This window comes from Geobacter sp. FeAm09, assembly GCF_008330225.1.
Taxonomy (GTDB): Bacteria; Desulfobacterota; Desulfuromonadia; order Geobacterales; family Pseudopelobacteraceae; genus Oryzomonas.
Window position 1 is genome coordinate 1,808,792 of sequence record NZ_CP042466.1, and the last position, 19,039, is coordinate 1,827,830.

Genomic DNA, 19,039 nt, shown 5'->3' on the forward strand with positions numbered 1-19,039 from the left:
AACAGGTGAAACGGTGAGCAGAAAGACGATACTTATTACGGACGATTCAACGGCGCTTCGCGCCATGCTGGTGTCCATCATCGAATCCCTGGGCGATTTCCGCATCGTCGAGGCGGCCAACGGTTTCGAGGCCCTGCGTCTTCTGCCCCGGGAGCATGTGGACCTGATTTTCACGGACATCAATATGCCCGACATCAACGGCCTCGAACTGATCAGCTACCTGCGCGACAACCCCAATTACCGGCACATTCCGGTGGTTATCATCTCCACCGAAGGCAGCCGGGGCGACATGGAAAAGGGCCGATTGCTCGGCGCCAATGAATATGTCGTCAAACCGTTTGATTGCTCTGACCTGAAGAACATCATCGAGAAGTATCTGGGATGATCCCCTGGAATGACGGACAGCCTGCATGAGTGACAACAGCCCCTTTATGAACAAGGCAGTACGGGACTTTCTGGCCGAAGCCGAAGAGATTGTGGAGCACCTCGGTTCCGAACTGGCGGACCTCGCCGATGTGGCCGACAAGGGGGATGCGGACCCGGACCTGCTGAATGCCATCTTCCGGGGGGCCCACTCCCTGAAAGGGCTGGCCGGTATGTTCGGCTTTGCGGGGATCGCCGAACTGTCCCACAACATGGAGAACCTGCTGGACTGGCTTCGGCTCGGCAAGCTCAGGCTCGATGCGGGGGTGATCGGGGTATTGCTCGAATCCCACGATGTCTTGCTCTCCCTGGTGCGGGGCCTGTCCGAGGGGGAAGGGAGCGTCCCTGACGAGAAAATCTCGGCATGCACGGCCAGGATCAATGCCTGCCTGGAAGAGCCGCCCCGCAATGCGGCCCAGGCTTCGCCACTGGCGGTCCTGGGCCTTTCCGAACAGGTTGTGAAATCCCTCACTGAATACGAAGAGCATCGCCTGCTGGAAAATCTTTCCAAGGGCAGGAACATCTACCGTGTTCATGCTTCCTTCGATCTGGCGACCTTTGACCAGGACCTGGCGATAGTTTCCGACGCAATCAAGACCTGCGGCGAGGTCATTAGCACCCTGCCCAGCATGAGCAGCAACATGGAAACCAATATCGATTTCGATATTCTGGCCGGTTCCGCCCATGCATACGACGAATTTGCGCTGGCGGTCAGGCACGACAGGGTGGCTGTGGCGCTTTTGAACGGCGTGCCGGAACCGCCGGTTGCCGCCGATACGGGAAATACTGCGGTCTCCGCCGCCCGGCAGCCCGGAAACGATGAAGCGGCGGATCTTGCCGCCCCCCGGCCGCGGTGTCGGCCCCTGCCGCCGGCACGCCGCCCCTGTCCGCCAAGAGCATCAGCCGCACGGTCCGCGTCGATATCGGCAAGCTCGACGAACTGATGAACATCGTCGGAGAGCTTGTCCTGGCCCACTCCTCCATCGCCGCCCTGGCGGAGCGGTTGCGGAGCGAGCGGTTCTCCCAGGGGGCCGTCGAGCTGGGCAAGTCCGCCAAGGTGCTGGAACGCAAACTGACCGATCTGCAGAAGGGGGTCATGGATATCCGCATGATCCCGGTCGGGCAGCTCTATGAGAAGATGTCCCGCATTGTCCGCACCATCTCCCGGGAACAGGGCAAGAAGGTGGAACTCCTCTTCCACGGAGCGGATACGGAGCTGGACAAGCTGATCGTGGAGGATATCTCCGACCCGATGATGCACATCATCAGAAACGCCATCGACCACGGCATCGAGAGCCCGGAGCAGCGGCTGGCGGCAGGCAAGCCGGAAAAGGGCGTCATCAGGATTTCCTCCTTCCAGAAGGGGAACCATGTCGTCATCGAGGTGGAGGACGACGGCGGGGGGATCGACATTGAAAAGGTCAAGGCCCGGGCGCTCCAGAAAGGCTTCGTGCATGACCTGAGCACGGTTTCCGACAAGGAGGTGCTCGATTTCATCTTCCTCCCCGGCTTCTCCACCACCGACCAGGTGAGCGAGGTCTCCGGGCGCGGCGTCGGCATGGACGTGGTCAGGAACAATATCGCCGCCATTTCGGGCCTGGTGGATATCGAGACCACCAGGGGCCAGGGCACCCGTTTCATTATCACCCTGCCCATCACCCTGGCCATCATCAAGTCCCTGATCATCTCCTGTGCCGGGCGGACCTACGCGCTCCCGGTGACCTCGGTGCTGGAGTCGCTGCTTTTGACCGGCCACGACATCAAGACCGTGGAGCGCCGTGAAGTCACACAACTACGCGATACGACCCTGCCGCTTCTCCGGCTGGAGGAGTTTCTCTGCCTGAACCGCCGGTCGGACCGTCCCGGGGAGTTCTATGTCGTGGTGGTCGGTGCCGCCGAAAAACGGCTGGGTGTCGTGGTCGACGAACTGCTCGGCCAGCAGGACATCGTGATCAAGTCCCTCGGGGAGGGCTTCCGGCGCTTCCCCGGCATCGCCGGGGCAGCCGATCTGGGGGACCAGCGCACGATCCTGGTGCTGGATGTGGGCGGCATGATCAACGATACCATGAGATCCGGGAGCTGAGGTCATGTACAAAGCCTTTTTCGGATTCCGGGAAAAGCCGTTCGGCAAGACCCCCGACCCCCGTTTTCTCTTTCTCAGCGCGGGGCACGAAGAGGCCTTGGCGCGCCTCGAATTTGTGCTGGAGGAGCGGGAGATGGCCGTCCTCACCGGCGAGATCGGCTGCGGCAAGACGACGCTCTCCCGGGCGCTGATGGACCGGCTGGGTGATGGCTACCGTTTCTGCTATATCGTCAATCCCCGCCTGACAGGGCTGGAATTCCTGCGGACCACGGCGCGCCTGCTCGACGTCGAGGCGCCGTCGGCGCTCAAGGACGAAGTGCTGGAACAGATCAATACGGTGGTCTACGACAGCTACCAGAAGGGGATCTGCCCGGTCATCGTGGTGGATGAGGCCCAGATGATCTCCGATGCGGAGGTCTTCGACGAGATCCGCCTGCTGACCAATTTCCAGTTGGACGACCGCAATCTGCTGGCGGTGATCGTCATGGGCCAGCCGGAGTTGCGTCCCATGCTGGCTTCGCCCCGTTTCGAACCCCTGCGGCAGCGGATCGCCCTCAATTACCACCTTGAGCCGCTGACGCTGGAAGAGACCATGGAATACCTGGATTTCAGGCTGGAAAAGGCCGGCGGCATGCCCGGTTTATTCACCCCCGATGCGGTTCAGAAGATCTTCGAGATTACCGGCGGCGTTCCGCGCAGGATCAACTCCCTGGCAACCAACGCCCTGCTGGTCGCTTACGGCAACGACGCCGCCCTGATCGATTCTGCGGTCATCGATGAGATTAAAGACGAACTGATGATGTAGAAGGATTCCGACCGAATGAACCTGGCAAAGATACGGCAGAAAGTCCACAACAGAGAGGCCGCCGAGCGGGCCGCCGAAGAGGAACGCCCCCGGCGGGACGTGGCGCCATCCCCGCCGGCCGGGGCACCCGCCTCTCCCGCTGTCGTTGCCGCCGACCATCCGCCCCTGACCGATACGGCAGCCGCCGCGCTTCCCGAGGAGCGGCTGAGCCCGGCGCCGCGGCGTGGCCGGCATATGGACCCGCTCGATATCATTCTGGCGGGGCGGGCAGCGGCGGGCTGCGACGACGACCTGCCGCTGGCATCCGAGGGCCAGGTGGCCGCGGAGGCGGAGGACTACGAGGAAATCCTCTGTTTCCGCATCTCCGACGAGATTTATGGCATCAATATCATGGAACTCAAGGAGATCATCAAACCCCGCGAGACGACCGAGGTCCCGCGCGCCCCGGCGTTCATCATGGGGGTGATCTCCCTGCGCGGCGTCATCATTCCCGTCTTTAACATGCGTGAGCGCCTCGGCCTCCCCCAGGGAGACCGAAACGGCCGGGAACGCATCGTGATCGCCAAGCGCGGCGAGGGCTTCACCGGCCTGCTGGTGGATGAGGTCATCCAGGTCGTGCGCATCGGAAAAGATGGGCGCGAAGCGGCTCCGGCGGTTCTCGAAGGGATCGACCGCGATTTTGTCAGCGGCATCGGCCGTACCGGTGCCATGATGATCATTCTGCTCAACGTGGCAAGCATCACCGATATCAACATCTGCTGAGCAGGCCGGCCCGGCGGGGCCGGTCGCTGTTCACCACGATGGTCGTCTGAACGGAGCCTCGCGAATAGCTTATGAAAAAGGAACTGCAGAACATCGAGCTGGCATGTTTCAGCCTGGGGGACAGGCTCTTTGCGGTGGACATCATGCGCATCAAGGAGATCATCCTGCCCCAGAAACTTGCCGGCCTGCCCCGGGAGTCGGACCTGCTGGAGGGGGTCATCAACCTGCGCGGCGAATTGATTCCGGTCATGGACATGCGACATCGCTTCGGCATGCCGAAAGCCGGCGAACACGTTCCGGGCCGGCTTCTGATCGTCTCCCTTCAGGGACAGATGCTGGCGTTGGCGGTGGATGACGTGCAGGAGGTCATCACCGTTTTGGCCGGCGAGATCAAGCCCGCTCCCGATATAGCGGAAGGGATCGGCATGGAGTACGTCCTGGGGATGTGTCTTTCACGCGACCAGATGTTCATGATCCTCGACATCGATTCCCTGCTCGCCCCATCCGATGTTCGCCTGGAGTCGTTACGTGGATAGCCGGGAAGAGATACGCAACGCCCTTAAATCCGCCGACGAAGAGTTGCGCCGTGCGGCCGTCGCTTCCCTGCGCGGCAGGGATGCGGCGGAGGTGTGCGAGTTTGTTTTCACCGCCATGGGCGACGACAGTTGGCGGGTGCGCAAGGAAGCGGTCAACGTCTTTGTGGCGGCGCACCCCTCCGGCGATCTGATCGCCGGACTGCTGGAACTGCTGCGCGACGAGGACAATGCCGGACTGAGAAATTCCGCCGCCGAGGCGCTCGTCATGCTCGGAGCGCGGGCGGCCCGCCAGTTGAAAGCGCTTGCCGGCGATCCCGATGCCGGCGTGCGGAAGTTTGTGGTCGATGTCATGGGGGGAATAGGCAGCGCAGTGTTCGTCCCGGACCTCCTTGCCGCCCTCCATGACCCGGATATGAACGTTTCCGCCGCTGCCGCCGAACATCTGGGCACCATCGGCGACCCCGGAGCGGTGCCGGAACTGCTCGCGGCGATCGCCGCCCATGAAAGCCCCTTCTTCCGCTTCAGCGCCCTGTCGGCCCTGGGAAAGCTGGGAACCCCCGGACCGGTGCCGGAGGAGGTCAAGGGCCTTGTCGGGCAGGAGATTTTCGGCAAGGTGCTCTACGATTGCCTCGGGAGCATCGGCGACCATACGGCCGCGCCCATCCTCCTGGAGGGGCTCCTTTCCGGCCAGAAAAGCGCCCGCTGCGCTGCCGTCAAGGCCTTCAACCGCATCCTGCTGCGTTCCGGCGCTACTGAGCGCCACCACCTTCACGGGGTGGTGCGCCGCTTGTCGGGCAGCGCTGCCGTGCCGGCCTTCATGGAACTGCTGGATGTGGAAGGGCAGGATACCGCCCTGGCGGAGGCGGTGACGAACCTTTTGGGGATCATGGGCGACGTGCGGGCCGCTGCGCCGCTTTTGGCCGCCTATCTCTCCGAGCGGCTTTCGAGCCCGGCGCTCACAGCCCTTTCCGCCCTCGGCCCCGCCGGTATGGATGCCCTGCGGCAAATCTATCCCGCCGCCGAAGAAAAGGCGTGCGCGGCCATCTGCACACTGTTCGGGGAGCTGGGCTACCACGGGGGAGACGACCTGATCCGCGCGGCGCTGCAGGACCCTTCGCCGGCGGTGCGCAGGGCTGCCGTACGGGCCGCCGGTCAGCGGGGGCTGTCGGACTGCATCCCGGAGATCATCGGCTTGCTCCATGAGGCGGACGATGATTTCAGCGGCGCGATCATCTCCTCGCTTCAGGTTCTTGCCCGGAAGGACAACCATCCCGTCCGGGCGGTTGCGCGTCAACTGGCCGATTCCGAACAGCCGCAACGCCGTCGCGATGCCGCCCTGCTCTTTGCCGCCCTCCGTGACGGCGACTGCCTGTCGCGGCTTGCCAAGGACGAGGACCCTTCCGTTCGGCAAGCCTCGGTGGCCGCCATTGGGAAACTGCACCTCCCCTCCTTGCACGGGGTGCTGCAGATCGCCCTGGTGGACGAAACCCCGGAAGTGCGTATGGTCGCTGCCGATGCCTTGGGAGAATCGGGGAGCGCCGATGCCCTCGAACCCTTGCGCCTGGCCCTGCGCGATGACGACTCCCGGGTGCAGTGCGCGGCCCTGAAGAGTATGGCCCGCCTGGAACCGGGGACCATTCTCGACGTGATCGGCTCCCTGCTCCCCACTGCCGGCGGGCTGCTCATGATCACCTGCCTCGAGGTGCTCGAATCGTCGGGCAGCGGCGCCGCCCTGGACCTGGTGGAGACGGTGCTCGACAACGAGGATGAAGAATTGGTCAAATTGGCGCTCGCCATCCTCTCCCGCCACGACCGGGAGCGCATCCTGCGGAATGCCGAACGGCTTTTCGCCCATCACCATGCCGGCATCAGGTATGACACGGCGGCGGCCCTGGCGGGGCTTCCCGGCCAGCAGCAGCGGACTGTTCTGAAGGCGGCCCTTGAAAGGGAAGGGAACAACCTGGTCAGGGACCTGATGAAACGCCTGTTGAAGGGGGTCGCATGACCTTGTCCCTGGACACAGGACAGACCATGTCCGATGACGAGTTCCGGATCATACGGGACAGCATCTACAGTCATTGCGGCATTTTTTTCGACGACGACTCGAAATACCTGCTGGAGAAGCGCCTTGCCCGCCGCCTGCCCGCCCTGAGCCTGAACAATTTCCGCGAGTATTATCATTTTTTGAAATACGACCGGAACAAGGACCAGGAGATGATGGACATCATGGATGTCCTCACGACCAACGAGACCTATTTTTTCCGGGAATCGTTCCAGCTTTCCGCTTTTACGGACGAAGTCATCCCGGAACTCATCAGCGTCAAGTCGGCCCGGGGGGATCGCACGCTGCGCATCTGGAGCGCCGGCTGTTCCACGGGTGAAGAACCCTATACCATCGCCATGCTGCTGCGGGACATGCCCGGCCTGCGGGGGTGGAAGGTGGAGATCATCGGCACCGACATCAGCCAGCGGGTTCTGCAACACGCCCGGCGGGGGGTCTACACGAAATCGTCGTTTCGGGCGACCGAAGAGCGCTACATCAAACGGTTTTTCTACGAATACGACGGCGGGCTCAAGGTGACGGACGATATCCGCGAAATGGTCACCATCAGCCACCTCAACCTCTTCGACAAGATCCGCATGATGATGCTCGGCAAGATGGACCTCATTTTCTGCCGCAACGTGATCATCTATTTCGACCTGGCCGCCAAGAAGAGGGTCGTCGAAGAGTTTCATCGTTCCCTCAACGATGGCGGTTTCCTGCTGCTGGGGCATTCCGAGTCGCTCATGAACGTCACCACGCTTTTTACGCTCCGCCACTTCAAAAATGATATGATCTATCAGAGGCCGGAGCGTTCTGCATTGGGAGGCGGGTCATGAGGCGGCTCAAGGTGCTGGTGGTGGACGATTCCGCTTTCAGCAGGCGCACCATCACCAGGATGCTCGAAGGGCTCGAGTGCGTCGAGGTGGTCGGTTATGCGACCAACGGCGAGGAAGGGGTCCACAAGGTGGCGACCCTGAAGCCGGACCTGGTCACCCTGGACCTTGAAATGCCGAAGATGGACGGCTTTACGCTGCTGCGCATCCTGACGGTCCGGTACTCGACCCCGGTAATTGTCGTGAGCGCCCTGAGCAGCGCCGACAAGGTGTTCAAGGCCCTGGAACTGGGCGCCCTGGATTTCGTGGCCAAGCCTTCCAGCGGGGCCTCCAACGACCTCTTGCTCATCAGGGAGGACCTGCAGCAGAAGGTGCTCCAGTTCGTCAGCCTGGGAGTGCCCCGGCTGAAGCAGCCGCACCTGCCGTCCCACGAAAGAGCGCGGGAAGGCGCGGGAGCGGCGGTGCCCGGCGTTGCGGGCCAATCCCCCTTCGATCTCGTCGCCATCGGCGCCTCGACCGGAGGGCCGCCGGCACTGCAATTTCTCTTCTCCGCATTCGAGCGGGCGTACCCCTTTGCCGTGGTGGTTGCCCAGCACATGCCGTCCGGTTTTACCCACGCCTTTGCCGAGCGCCTGAACCGCGCCTCCCTGTTCGAAGTGAAGGAGGCGGCGGATGGCGACCTGGTCATCCCGGGCCGGGCGCTGATAGCGCCCGGAGGTTCGAACCTTGTGCTGGAGGTGCGGGACGGCCGGACGGTGGCGCGGGTCGTTCCCCCCACGGACGCCGACCGGTATGTGCCGTCGGTGGACGTCATGCTGGAGTCCTGCGCCGCTATCTACAAAAAGCGCATGATAGCCGTTATCCTGACCGGCATGGGGAACGACGGCACCAGGGGCGTCCGCAAGGTCAAGGAGCAGGGGGGCTTCGTGATCGCCGAATCCGATGAAACGGCCGTCGTCTACGGCATGCCGCGCGAAGCGGCCGCGACCGGCCTGGTGGACAGGATCGTTCCCATGCAGTGCGTCCACCGGGAAATCCTGGCCAAAGGCTCGTTTTCCTGATTTCATTCCTGCCGCCCGTGCGGCTATGCTCATTGAACGCAATCCAATTTTTGTCCAGAAAGGAAGAACATTGTGGAACTGAAGTACATCCCCAGGGATATAGAGCAAAAATGGCAGCGCTGTTGGGAGGAGGGGGCATCCTTCGCCGTCACCGAAGACCAGGACAGGAAGAAGTACTATCTGCTGGAGATGTTTCCCTATCCTTCCGGCAGGATTCATATGGGGCACGTGCGCAATTATTCCATCGGCGACGTGGTCGGCAGGTTCAAGAAGATGCGCGGTTTCAACGTGCTGCACCCCATGGGGTGGGACGCCTTCGGGATGCCGGCCGAGAATGCCGCCATCCAGAACAAGAGCCATCCGGCCAAGTGGACCTATGAAAACATCGACTATATGCGCGGCCAGCTCAAGAAGATGGGGCTTTCCTACGACTGGGGCCGCGAGCTTGCCACCTGCGATGTGGCCTATTACCGCTGGGAGCAGAAGATCTTCCTGGAGATGCTCGCCCGGGGGCTGGCGTACAAGAAGACCTCTTTCGTCAACTGGTGCCCGAAATGCGAGACCGTGCTGGCCAACGAGCAGGTGGAGGACGGCGCCTGCTGGCGCTGCGACAGCGTGGTCGAGCAGAAGGAGCTGGATCAGTGGTTCTTCCGCATCACCAACTATGCCGAGGAGTTGCTGGACTGGACCTACAAGCTCCCCGGCTGGCCGGAACGGGTGCTGGTCATGCAGCGCAACTGGATCGGCAAGAGCATCGGCTGCGAGATCGATTTTCCCCTGGAAGGGCGCAGCGAGGCCGTCAAGGTCTTTACGACCCGCCAAGACACGGTCTACGGCGCCACCTTCATGTCCCTGGCTCCCGAACACCCTCTGGCGCAGCAGGTGACCACCCCCGACCGCAAGGCCGAGGTCGATGCCTTCATCGAAAAGGTCAAAAAGACCGACCGCATCAAACGGACCGCCGAGGATTTTGAAAAGGAAGGGGTGTTCACCGGCTCGTACTGCATCAACCCCCTCACCAAGGCCCGCATGCCGGTGTATCTGGCCAACTTTGTCCTGACCGACTATGGCACCGGCGCGGTCATGGCGGTGCCGACCCACGACCAGCGCGACTTCGAGTTTGCCCGCAAATATGCGCTGCCGCTTCAGGTCGTGATCCAGCCGGAAGGCGAAAGCCTCGATACCGCCACCATGCAGGCCGCCTTCACCGAGGTCGGGACACTGGTCAACTCGGGCCGGTTCGACGGACTCAAGAGCGATGCCGCCAAAGAAGCCATCGCCGATTACCTGGAGCAGGAAGGGATCGGGAAAAAGACGATCAACTTCCGTTTGCGCGACTGGGGCATCTCCCGGCAGCGCTACTGGGGCAACCCCATCCCGGTCATCTACTGCCCGGAGTGCGGCGTGGTGCCGGTGCCGGAACAGGATCTGCCGGTCCGGCTCCCCATGGACGTGGAGTTCAGTGGGGAAGGGGGGAGCCCGCTGGCCAAACTGGACTCCTTCGTCAACTGCACCTGCCCCAAATGCGGCACGGCGGCGCGGCGCGAAACCGACACCATGGACACCTTTGTCGAGTCGTCCTGGTATTTCCTGCGCTATTGCTGCCCCGACTTCCAGGACGGCCCCCTGGACCGCAAGCGGGTGGATTACTGGATGTCCGTTGACCAGTACATCGGCGGTATCGAGCACGCCGTCCTGCATCTCCTGTATGCCCGTTTCTTCACCAAGGTGCTGCGCGACCTTGGCTACGTCTCCTGCGACGAGCCGTTCACCAACCTGCTGACCCAGGGCATGGTCATCAAGGATGGGGCCAAGATGAGCAAATCCAAGGGCAATGTGGTCGATCCCAATGCCCTCATCGAGCGTTACGGCGCTGATACGGCCCGCCTCTTTTCCCTGTTTGCGGCGCCGCCGGAAAAGGACCTGGACTGGAGCGACCAGGGGGTGGACGGTTCGTTCCGTTTCATCAACCGCGTGTGGAAACTGGTCCATGACCGGCTCGACCTGGTGAAAAACGCCGCTGCGCCCGACCTGGCGGCGCTCACGGCAGAGGAGCGCACCCTGCGCCGCGCCGTGCACAAGACCATCAAAAAGGTGACCGAGGACATCGAAGAGCGGTTCCATTTCAATACTGCCATCGCATCGATCATGGAACTGCTCAACACGCTCCAGCCGGCCGACCTCCAGTCACCGCAGTTCGGCGCCGTCATGAAAGAGGCCCTGGCAAGCACGGTGCTGCTGCTGGCCCCCTTTGTCCCTCACGTGAGCGAAGAATTGTGGGAGCGCCTCGGCAATGCCACACCCCTTTCCCGCACCGCCTGGCCGGAGTATGACCGGGATGCGGTCGTGGACGAAGAGGTGCTGGTTGTCGTCCAGGTCAACGGGAAACTCCGCACCCGGATCACGGTGAGTGCCGAGACCAGCATGGAGGAACTCAAGAATAGCGCCCTGGCGGACGAGAAGGTGCTCCCGTTTCTTGAGGGCAAACAGTTGCGCAAGATCATCTGCGTACCGGGCAAGTTGATCAACATCGTGGTGGGGTAGGGGGAGAGGGCATGTCTTTCGGAGGATTCCTGCGCCTTGTTCCGCTCCTGGCGCTCTCTTGCGCGCTGTTGTTTGCGGGGTGCGGTTATCGTTTTGCCGGAACAGCCGGTAACCGGCTGACAACGGGTCAGTCGATCTGGGTGGCGTTCATCGCCAACGAGACGATCAGCCCAACGGCGCAAACCGTGATCCGGCGGGCGCTGTACGAGGAATGCCACGCCATGCGGGGGCTGGCCCCGGCGGACAGGGAGACGGCGGCCGACCTCAGGGTGCGGGGCAATCTGGTCTCCTATACCCTCAAGGCGGTTTCCTATTCCGCAGCCGACCAGGTGAAGGAATACCGCCTGACGATCTCCGTTGACCTGGAATTGCATCAAAAGGGTGGGGCAGTCCCTCTTTGGAAGGGGACCGTCCAGGCGTCCCAGGACTTTCCCGCATCCACCGACCTGGCCCTGCAGCACAATGCCGAGGAGGCTGCCCTGAAGGCGGCCTCCCGGACCCTGGCCGACCGGTTTCTCGTGACGGTGGAACAGGCCTACTGACATGACCGCACAGGAGTTTGAAACCGCCATCAACAAGGGGACCATCCCGGCGCTCAGCTATTTGTACGGCGAGGAGACGTTCCTGATTGACCGGGCGGTCCGCCAATTGCTGGAACGGGCCATCGACCCGTCACTCAAGGATTTCAACTTCAACGTCTTCTACGGCAACGAAACCAAGGGGGTTGAAATCCTCGATGCCGCCCAGACCCTGCCCATGTTCGCTGAACGGCGGGCCGTGCTGGTGAAACGCGCGGATGGGCTCAAGGCGGATATTCTTGAGAGCCTGCTGCCTTATGTCCGCAACCCGGCGGCAACCACGTGCCTAGTGTTCACCGGCGCCAAGGTCGATCAGCGCAAGAAATTCTTTCAGGAACTCAAGAAGCAGGGGTGCCTGGTGGAATTCAAACGACTCTACGACAACAAGCTGGGCGGCTTTATCCAGAGCGAAGCGGCGGCCCAGGGAAAGTCGATCGATCCGGCCGCCACCGGGCTGCTCTCGCTATTGATCGGCAACAATCTCCAGGAGTTGTCGTCCCAGATTGAAAAGCTGGCCGTGTATTGCGGCACGCGGCCGCGGATAACCGTGGAGGATGTGCGCATCATCGCCAGCAGCAGCAAGGCGTTTACCGCTTTCGAGCTTGCCCGTTTCCTCGGGATGCGCGATCTGCAGAACGCCCTCAAGAGTCTGGCGGCTCTCTTCCGCAACGGCGAAGACGCCCCCATGATGATCGGCGCCCTGACCCGGCATTTCCGGCAACTGTGGCGCATCAGGGAACTCTTGGACCGCAGGGTTGCCCAGGCCGACATCGGCCGGGAGCTCAATATCCATACCTTTTTTCTGGGGGAAGTGGTCCAGCAGGCGAAAAACTTCTCGCGGGGTGAATTGGGAAAGCTGTTTGAAGAACTCTACCGCTGCGACGTCGCCTCCAAGACCGGGGGAGGGCAGCCCGCAACCCTTATGCATGGCCTTGTGGTCGGGATCTGCACGTCGTCGCTGGCGCAGTAACCCCGTCAAGCTTCGGGTGCGATCCCAACGCGTGGACCTCATCCACACACGTGATTCAGGTCCTCATCTCGGCACGCTTTTGTATCTGAGCTAACGACCAGGCAGTGACGCACGGAGCATTTCCGCCAGTTCATCGATCCGATATGGTTTTGCGATAGCGCCGGTGAAACCATAGGTACGATAGTCGGACATGATCGGATCGTTTGAATAACCACTGGAAACTATCAGGCATGCAGCCGGATCGAGAGCAAGGATCTCTTCAGCCGCTTCCTTGCCGCCCATGCCACCGGGAATGGTCAGATCCATGATTACCACCGAGAACGGCGTTCCCGATTCCTGTGCAGCTTTATAGCTCCGCAGGGCCTCTGACCCTTCGTTGCAGGTCGTAACCCGATACCCGATTTCTTCAAGCATTCCAACGGCAAGTTCCCGGATCATCTCCTCGTCGTCCATGACAAGAATCGAACCGCCACCATGACCTTTGGAGGTTTGTGTGACAGGTTCGGTTTGACATTCTGAAACAGCTTCTCCGATTGACGGCAAATGGATTGTGAAGGTGGTCCCCTTATCCACGAGAGAGCTAACGCCGATATGTCCGCCATGCCTGGTGATTATTGAATGGGTTGAGGCAAGTCCCAACCCATTCCCGCTTACTTTTGTCGTGAAGTAGGGGTCAAAGACCTTTTTCAGATCAGCCTCTGATATTCCGCAGCCTTCATCGGTAAAGGTAAGGCAGATATAGGCGCCGGGAGGCAGTGCTACGGTATTCCTGCCGGCAAGCGTCTCGTTTCGCGCAGATACGGTTATTACCCCTCCACCGGGCATCGCTTGCGTAGCGTTGATAATAATGTTGTGGAATGCCTGGCAGATCTGCCCCTCATCCGCTTCTATAGCGTGAATTGAAGCAGGGATGTCGACGATACCCCTGACATTGGAACCGTGAAGAACCAGCGACACTGATTCATTGACGAGGTGTCGGAGTGAAACTACTTTCTTGACCGGTTCGCCACCGCGGGCAAAGATCAGGAGTTGACGAGCCAGTTCGGTGGCCCGCACCGATGCTTTTTCAGCCCCAACCAGGGCTTTGTGTGACCTGTGCGTCTCATCAATGAACATCTTTGCAAGGGATATGTTCCCCATGATCCCGGTCAGAATATTGTTGAAATCGTGCGCAATGCCACCGGCGAGTACCCCCAGCGATTCCAGTTTCTGCACTTTCAGCTCTTCTTTTTCGTGCTCTTTGAGATCGGAGATGTCCAGGGCGATTCCCGTTATACCAGCTATCCTGCCCAATTCATCAAAGAGTGGCGTCTTATACGTAAGGTGCCACTTTGGTCCATCCGGTGTTACAATCTGCTTTTCCTGCTGCCTTTTCTGACCGGTGGTACACACCTCGTGGTCGTCGGCGATATAGCTTCTAGCTGTTTCCTGGGGGAACAACTCAAGGTCAGTCTTGCCGATGCACTCATCTACCGTATGACCACAGGCTTTGGCATACGGCTCGTTAACCATTTCCAGGCGGCCTTCCGAGTCCTTGAGCCATGCCATCATGGGCAGGTTGTCCAGTATGGCGCGCTGCTCCAGCAATAGTCTTGCGTTGGCTGATTCCGTCTGCTTGTGCTCTTCGATCTCTCTTGCCAACTTTTCATTTGTCTGCCGAAGTTTGTCATTTGTCTCGGAAAGTTGCATGGTCCGCTCGGCAATCTGCTCTTCCAGAAGCTGATTGCGTTCCACCAACCCCTTCAGAGGATAGACTTCGCCCTCACGGACCAGGTAGTAAGGGATGGAGATGCTGCTGTGCGAGATTTTCCACTCTGCGGACTCCTTGCGGAATATGAGCACAAGGCGAGCGGTCTCGCGTGACAGGATGTTGTCTGCGAATGGCAGGTGAATGATGAAGAAGCCGGTGGTTACAGCAATCGTATCAGACAGGGATTGGATTGCCAGATCCTTGAGCTCGATACGGAGCGGATCCTTGACCTGGGCGAAGTCCTGGCGGGTAATCGCCACCCATTCTTCCCGGTCTTTGACGAGAAAATCCCCGCCACCCGTAAAACCGGAAAAATCATCACTGAAACATGTGGTGAGGCGGTCATCGCGGGACGCATACATCCGAAGGTATTCGTCAAACAGTTGCCGGATTTCCTGGTAGTCGCTTGCATTCATTGAATGTGCCCTCATTATCAGGTCGACTGGCTGTTTCTTGTTGTTCCCCGATGGCTTCCAAATAGTGGAGCGTGGCAGCTACGCGATATGTTAGACCGCGTAACGTTGGCCCACTGGGAACCCCGACCGGGATGCGCGCCGTATCCCTTTTAAAATAATTGCCCCTGGATGCCAACAAAAAAAGGCGATACTCTTCGTTGGTACAAAGATACATCGCCTGAAAATTTCTTGGATAAACGTTATTGCTTTTTGTAAAAAAAGGGGGCCCCCATTGCATGGGAGTCCCCTTTGTGATCGTATGAAGCCTGCGGTGCGGCTAGCCCAGGGTGTTGACGAGCTTGGTCAGACGCGACACGTTCCTGGATGCGTTGGAAGTGTGGATCACGCCCTTCGAGGCAGAGGCGTCGATGACCGGAATGGCGGCCTTCAGGGCTGCGGTTGCGGCTTCCTTGTCCTTGGCCTCGACGGCCTCGCGCACCCGTTTGATATATGTTTTCAGCGTAGAGGTAACGTGCCGGTTGCGGGCATTCCTCTTGGCGTTCTGCTTAATCCTTTTTATTGCCGACTTGTGATGTGCCAAGCTGCACCTCCGTATGATTCTTTCCGCGTGTAATATCTAAATTGAAGCTAGTTTACTAACACTACTGCGATTGTGTTGTCAAGAAAAATTATGGCGATAGCCGTACCCGCCTGCCGTCCACGCAGATCTTTCCCGCGCAGAAAAGGCGCACGGCCTCGGGGTAGATGCGATGCTCCTCGTGCTGGATGCGGGCCGAGAGGCTCTCTTCGGTGTCGTCCTCCCGGACCGGAACGACCGCCTGGAGGATGATCGGGCCGGTGTCGGTTCCGCAGTCCACGAAATGAACCGTGCACCCGGCGAAGCGGACGCCGTGGTCAAGGGCCTGCTTCTGGGCGTGGAGCCCCGGGAATGCCGGCAGCAGGGCCGGGTGGATGTTCATGATGGCATGGGGATACGCCGTGACCATCACGTCGGTCAGGATGCGCATGAAACCGGCCAGGACCACCAGTTGGGCGCCATGGTTCCGCAGGATTTCGACCAGGGCCGCGTCGTACTCCCGGCGGTTGGCGTAAGCGCCGCTCTCAAGGGCGATTGCCGGAATGCCGTGCTTTTCGGCGCGTTCCAGGGCAAAAGCGTCCTGCCTGTTGCTGACCACGCATACTATGGTGGCGTTGATCTCGCCCGACGCGATATGGTCCATAATGGCCTGGAGGTTGGTGCCGTTTCCCGAAACCAGAACCGCCAGCCTGACCGGACCCCTTTCAGCCACTACCCCTCCACCAGTTCGACGCATTCGCCGCCGTCCGCACAGGTGGCGATGTCGCCGATAATCCAGGCCTGTTCGCCCAGCCCTTTCAGGCGATAGACGATATCCTCCGCTTCCTGCTCCGCGACAGCCACCACCATGCCGATCCCCATGTTGAAGGTGCGGTACATCTCGTCGCGTTCAACGTTGCCCGCATCCTGCATGATATGGAAAAGGGGCTGCCGCTCCCAGCGGTTCAGGTGGATGGTGGCCTTGCACCCCCGGGGCAGGATGCGGGGAATGTTTTCCAGCAGGCCGCCTCCGGTGATATGGGCGATGCCGTTGATCCTGAAGTCCTTGAGCAGGTTCATGATGGAACGGATATAGATGCGCGTCGGCGTCAGCAGCTCTTCGCAGACGCTCCGGCCGGTGCCGGCCAGGTCGGAGTCGAGGGAGAGCCCCATGCGTTCGAAGATGAGTTTGCGCGCCAGGGAGTAGCCGTTGCTGTGGAGGCCGCTGGAGGCAATGCCGATCAGGCGGTTGCCCACGGAGATGCCCGAACCGTCGATGATGTTGTCCCGTTCCACCACCCCTACGGCAAAGCCGGCGATATCGTATTCACCGTCGGCATAGAAGCCGGGCATCTCGGCCGTTTCGCCGCCGATCAGGGCGCAGCCGGCCTGTTTGCATCCTTCGGCGATCCCCTTGACCACGTCCGCCGCTTTTTCGGGCAATAGCCTGCCGGTTGCCAGGTAGTCGAGGAAAAAGAGCGGCTCCGCCCCCTGGACGACGATGTCGTTGACGCACATGGCCACCAGGTCGATGCCGACGGTATCGTGGCGGTCGGCCATAAAGGCGATCCTGAGCTTGGTGCCGACGCCGTCGGTGCCGGAAACCAGCACCGGATTCTTGTATTTTGCCGTGTTCAACGAAAACAAGCCGCCGAAACCGCCGATATCCGCCATGACCTCCGGACGGGACGTGGCCTTGACCAGCGGCTTGATCATGCTGACAAAACTGTTGCCGGCCGCTATGTCAACCCCGGCATCCTTGTATGTTATCCTTCGTTCGCTCAAGCTCTCCACCTCCTTGGTTAAGAAACTTTTGTAAAACACGGGCCGTAAAATGTCAATTTCAAACTGCTGAAACCGCCCCGTTACGCCCGGGAACCGCACCATCCGGCCCGCAACAACAGCTTGACAAGAGGGGGGAGTCCGCATACTATCTGAAAACGCTAACACTGGCGGGGGGGATATGCAGTCGAGCCGGCTGGGAGAGATCCTGGTAAAAAACAATCTGATCACCAAGGAGCAGCTTGCCAAGGCCCTTGAGGAACAGAAGCTCTCCGGGGGGCAGATGCGCCTCGGCACGGTCCTGATCAAGCAAAATGCCATCAGCGACCAGAATCTCACCTCGTTCCTCTCCAAGCAATACGGCGTTCCCGCCGTCAATCTCTCCGATTACGACATAGATCCGGCAGTCATCAAGGTCATTCCCCAGGAAGTCGTCCAGAAATACCAGCTCATCCCGGTCAACCGCGCCGGCGCAACGCTGATCGTCGCGGTCAGCGACCCGTCCAACCTGTTCGCCATCGAAGACATCAAGTTCATGACCGGCTACAATGTTGAGATGGTGGTCGCGTCCGAGGCGGACATCAAGGTCGCCATCGACAAGAATTACGACCAGTCCGCATCCCTGGCCGACGTCATGGGCGACATGGATTTTGAGGATGTGGAGGTCGTCGGCGACGTCGACGAGGTGGATGTCAACTCCCTGGAGCGGGCCACCGAGGATGCGCCGGTGGTCAAGATGGTCAACGCCATCCTCCAGGACGCCATCAGGAAAAAAGCCAGCGATATCCATATCGAGCCCTACGAAAAGATATTCCGCGTGCGCTATCGCATCGATGGAGTGCTCTACGAGGTGATGAAGCCGCCTCTCAAGCTGAAAAACGCCATCACCTCGCGCATCAAGATCATGTCGGAACTGGATATCGCCGAACGGCGACTGCCCCAGGACGGCCGCATCAAGATCAAACTGGGCGGCGGGAAGGACATGGACTTCCGCGTCTCGGTGCTGCCGACGCTGTTCGGCGAAAAGATCTGCATGCGGCTTTTGGACAAGAGCAACCTGCAAACGGACCTGACCAAGCTGGGCTACGAACCGGAGGCCCTGTCGCATTTTCTGCGCGAGATCCACAAGCCGTTCGGCATGGTGCTGGTCACCGGCCCCACCGGGAGCGGCAAGACGGTTTCCCTCTATTCGGCCCTGGCCGAGCTCAACAAGGTCTCCGAGAACATCTCCACCGCGGAGGACCCGGTCGAATTCAACTTTGCCGGGATCAACCAGGTGCAGATGCACGAGGATATCGGCCTCAATTTCGCCGCGGCGCTGCGCTCCTTCCTGCGGCAGGACCCGGACATCATCATGATCGGCGAGATCCGTGATTTCGAGACCGCTGAAATAGCCACCAAAGCGGCGTTGACCGGGCATCTCGTCCTTTCCACCCTGCATACCAACGATGCCCCGGCCACCATCAACCGCCTGCTCAACATGGGGATCGAGCCGTTCCTGGTGGCGTCGGCCGTCAACCTGATCACGGCCCAGCGTCTTGCCCGCCGGGTCTGCGGCGAATGCAAGGAGCCGGAAGACATCCCGGTCCAGGCCCTGATCGATGCCGGCGTCTCCCCCGACGAGGCCCCTTCCTTTGTCTGCATGCGCGGCAAGGGGTGCTCCGTCTGCAACAACACCGGCTATAAGGGGCGGGTCGGTTTTTATCAGGTCATGCCCATGCTGGACGAAATCCGCGAACTGATCCTCAACGGGGCCAACACCGCCGAGATCAAGCGGGAATCCATGCGTCTGGGCATCAAGACCATGCGTCAGTCAGGGCTTACCAAGCTCAAGGAAGGGGTCACTTCCTTTGAGGAGGTCCTGCGGGTAACAGTTGCCGATGACTAGAAAGGACG

At 60.6% G+C, this 19,039-nt stretch carries 17 protein-coding genes; 13 read left to right on the plus strand and 4 right to left on the minus strand.

Annotated features, from left to right (window positions below; translation table 11 throughout):
* Window positions 1–13: 13 nt before the first annotated feature.
* From FO488_RS08535 to holA, 12 genes are all read left to right on the plus strand, one after another.
* The gene (locus tag FO488_RS08535; protein ID WP_255516548.1) at window positions 14–385 is read left to right on the plus strand and encodes a response regulator; all 372 of its coding nucleotides are present in this window, start codon (window positions 14–16) and stop codon (window positions 383–385) included.
* A gap of 25 nt (window positions 386–410) precedes the next feature.
* Complete coding sequence (locus tag FO488_RS20620; RefSeq protein ID WP_149210173.1) at window positions 411–1,367, plus strand: Hpt domain-containing protein; 957 nt, start codon at window positions 411–413, stop codon at window positions 1,365–1,367.
* A complete protein-coding gene (locus FO488_RS20625; protein WP_370514333.1) occupies window positions 1,277–2,506 on the plus strand; it encodes a chemotaxis protein CheA in 1,230 nt (409 codons plus the stop codon). The genes FO488_RS20620 and FO488_RS20625 overlap by 91 nt, the downstream gene beginning before the upstream one ends.
* A 4-nt stretch (window positions 2,507–2,510) precedes the next feature.
* On the plus strand, window positions 2,511–3,311 hold the full coding sequence (locus FO488_RS08550; RefSeq protein ID WP_149210174.1) for an ExeA family protein: 801 nt from the start codon (window positions 2,511–2,513) through the stop codon (window positions 3,309–3,311).
* Between the two features lie 15 nt (window positions 3,312–3,326).
* On the plus strand, window positions 3,327–4,073 hold the full coding sequence (locus FO488_RS08555; protein WP_149210175.1) for a chemotaxis protein CheW: 747 nt from the start codon (window positions 3,327–3,329) through the stop codon (window positions 4,071–4,073).
* 71 nt (window positions 4,074–4,144) lie between these two features.
* Window positions 4,145–4,609, plus strand: a complete 465-nt coding sequence (locus FO488_RS08560; protein ID WP_149210176.1) for a chemotaxis protein CheW — start codon at window positions 4,145–4,147, stop codon at window positions 4,607–4,609.
* On the plus strand, window positions 4,602–6,614 hold the full coding sequence (locus FO488_RS08565; protein ID WP_168205948.1) for a HEAT repeat domain-containing protein: 2,013 nt from the start codon (window positions 4,602–4,604) through the stop codon (window positions 6,612–6,614). The genes FO488_RS08560 and FO488_RS08565 overlap by 8 nt, the downstream gene beginning before the upstream one ends.
* On the plus strand, window positions 6,611–7,489 hold the full coding sequence (locus tag FO488_RS08570; RefSeq protein ID WP_240732224.1) for a protein-glutamate O-methyltransferase CheR: 879 nt from the start codon (window positions 6,611–6,613) through the stop codon (window positions 7,487–7,489). The genes FO488_RS08565 and FO488_RS08570 overlap by 4 nt, the downstream gene beginning before the upstream one ends.
* Window positions 7,486–8,547 carry a chemotaxis response regulator protein-glutamate methylesterase gene (locus tag FO488_RS08575; protein ID WP_149210178.1) on the plus strand — a complete coding sequence of 354 codons (1,062 nt, stop codon included), beginning with the start codon at window positions 7,486–7,488 and terminating at the stop codon, window positions 8,545–8,547. Before FO488_RS08570 ends, FO488_RS08575 begins: the two co-directional genes overlap by 4 nt.
* Before the next feature lie 72 nt (window positions 8,548–8,619).
* On the plus strand, window positions 8,620–11,091 hold the full coding sequence (gene leuS, locus FO488_RS08580; protein WP_149210179.1) for a leucine--tRNA ligase: 2,472 nt from the start codon (window positions 8,620–8,622) through the stop codon (window positions 11,089–11,091).
* A gap of 11 nt (window positions 11,092–11,102) precedes the next feature.
* Window positions 11,103–11,633 (plus strand): LPS assembly lipoprotein LptE, encoded by a 531-nt coding sequence (gene lptE / locus FO488_RS08585; RefSeq protein WP_149210180.1) that lies wholly within the window; start codon window positions 11,103–11,105, stop codon window positions 11,631–11,633.
* Window position 11,634: 1 nt separating this feature from the next.
* Complete coding sequence (gene holA / locus FO488_RS08590) at window positions 11,635–12,639, plus strand: DNA polymerase III subunit delta (RefSeq protein ID WP_149210181.1); 1,005 nt, start codon at window positions 11,635–11,637, stop codon at window positions 12,637–12,639.
* Between the two features lie 90 nt (window positions 12,640–12,729).
* Here holA and FO488_RS08595 read toward each other — a convergent pair whose 3' ends face one another.
* From FO488_RS08595 to purM, 4 genes are all read right to left on the minus strand, one after another.
* On the minus strand, window positions 12,730–14,805 hold the full coding sequence (locus FO488_RS08595) for a nuclear transport factor 2 family protein (RefSeq protein ID WP_149210182.1): 2,076 nt from the start codon (window positions 14,803–14,805) through the stop codon (window positions 12,730–12,732).
* A gap of 316 nt (window positions 14,806–15,121) precedes the next feature.
* Window positions 15,122–15,385 carry a 30S ribosomal protein S20 gene (gene rpsT, locus FO488_RS08600; RefSeq protein WP_149210183.1) on the minus strand — a complete coding sequence of 88 codons (264 nt, stop codon included), beginning with the start codon at window positions 15,383–15,385 and terminating at the stop codon, window positions 15,122–15,124.
* A gap of 88 nt (window positions 15,386–15,473) precedes the next feature.
* On the minus strand, window positions 15,474–16,094 hold the full coding sequence (gene purN / locus FO488_RS08605) for a phosphoribosylglycinamide formyltransferase (protein ID WP_240732225.1): 621 nt from the start codon (window positions 16,092–16,094) through the stop codon (window positions 15,474–15,476).
* Complete coding sequence (gene purM / locus FO488_RS08610; RefSeq protein ID WP_149210185.1) at window positions 16,094–17,146, minus strand: phosphoribosylformylglycinamidine cyclo-ligase; 1,053 nt, start codon at window positions 17,144–17,146, stop codon at window positions 16,094–16,096. Before purM ends, purN begins: the two co-directional genes overlap by 1 nt.
* Window positions 17,147–17,324: 178 nt before the next feature.
* Here purM and pilB point away from each other — a divergent pair, with 178 nt between their 5' ends.
* On the plus strand, window positions 17,325–19,031 hold the full coding sequence (gene pilB / locus FO488_RS08615) for a type IV-A pilus assembly ATPase PilB (RefSeq protein ID WP_149210186.1): 1,707 nt from the start codon (window positions 17,325–17,327) through the stop codon (window positions 19,029–19,031).
* Window positions 19,032–19,039: the final 8 nt, after the last annotated feature.

Coding starts and splice junctions, on each gene's coding strand:
- FO488_RS20620 (WP_149210173.1), top strand. CDS start 411: ATGAGTGACAACAGCCCCTTTATGAACAAGGCAGTACGGGACTTTCTG.
- FO488_RS08550 (WP_149210174.1), top strand. CDS start 2,511: ATGTACAAAGCCTTTTTCGGATTCCGGGAAAAGCCGTTCGGCAAGACC.
- FO488_RS08555 (WP_149210175.1), top strand. CDS start 3,327: ATGAACCTGGCAAAGATACGGCAGAAAGTCCACAACAGAGAGGCCGCC.
- FO488_RS08560 (WP_149210176.1), top strand. CDS start 4,145: ATGAAAAAGGAACTGCAGAACATCGAGCTGGCATGTTTCAGCCTGGGG.
- FO488_RS08570 (WP_240732224.1), top strand. CDS start 6,611: ATGACCTTGTCCCTGGACACAGGACAGACCATGTCCGATGACGAGTTC.
- FO488_RS08575 (WP_149210178.1), top strand. CDS start 7,486: ATGAGGCGGCTCAAGGTGCTGGTGGTGGACGATTCCGCTTTCAGCAGG.
- lptE (WP_149210180.1), top strand. CDS start 11,103: ATGTCTTTCGGAGGATTCCTGCGCCTTGTTCCGCTCCTGGCGCTCTCT.
- holA (WP_149210181.1), top strand. CDS start 11,635: ATGACCGCACAGGAGTTTGAAACCGCCATCAACAAGGGGACCATCCCG.
- FO488_RS08595 (WP_149210182.1), bottom strand. CDS start 14,805: ATGAATGCAAGCGACTACCAGGAAATCCGGCAACTGTTTGACGAATAC.
- pilB (WP_149210186.1), top strand. CDS start 17,325: ATGCAGTCGAGCCGGCTGGGAGAGATCCTGGTAAAAAACAATCTGATC.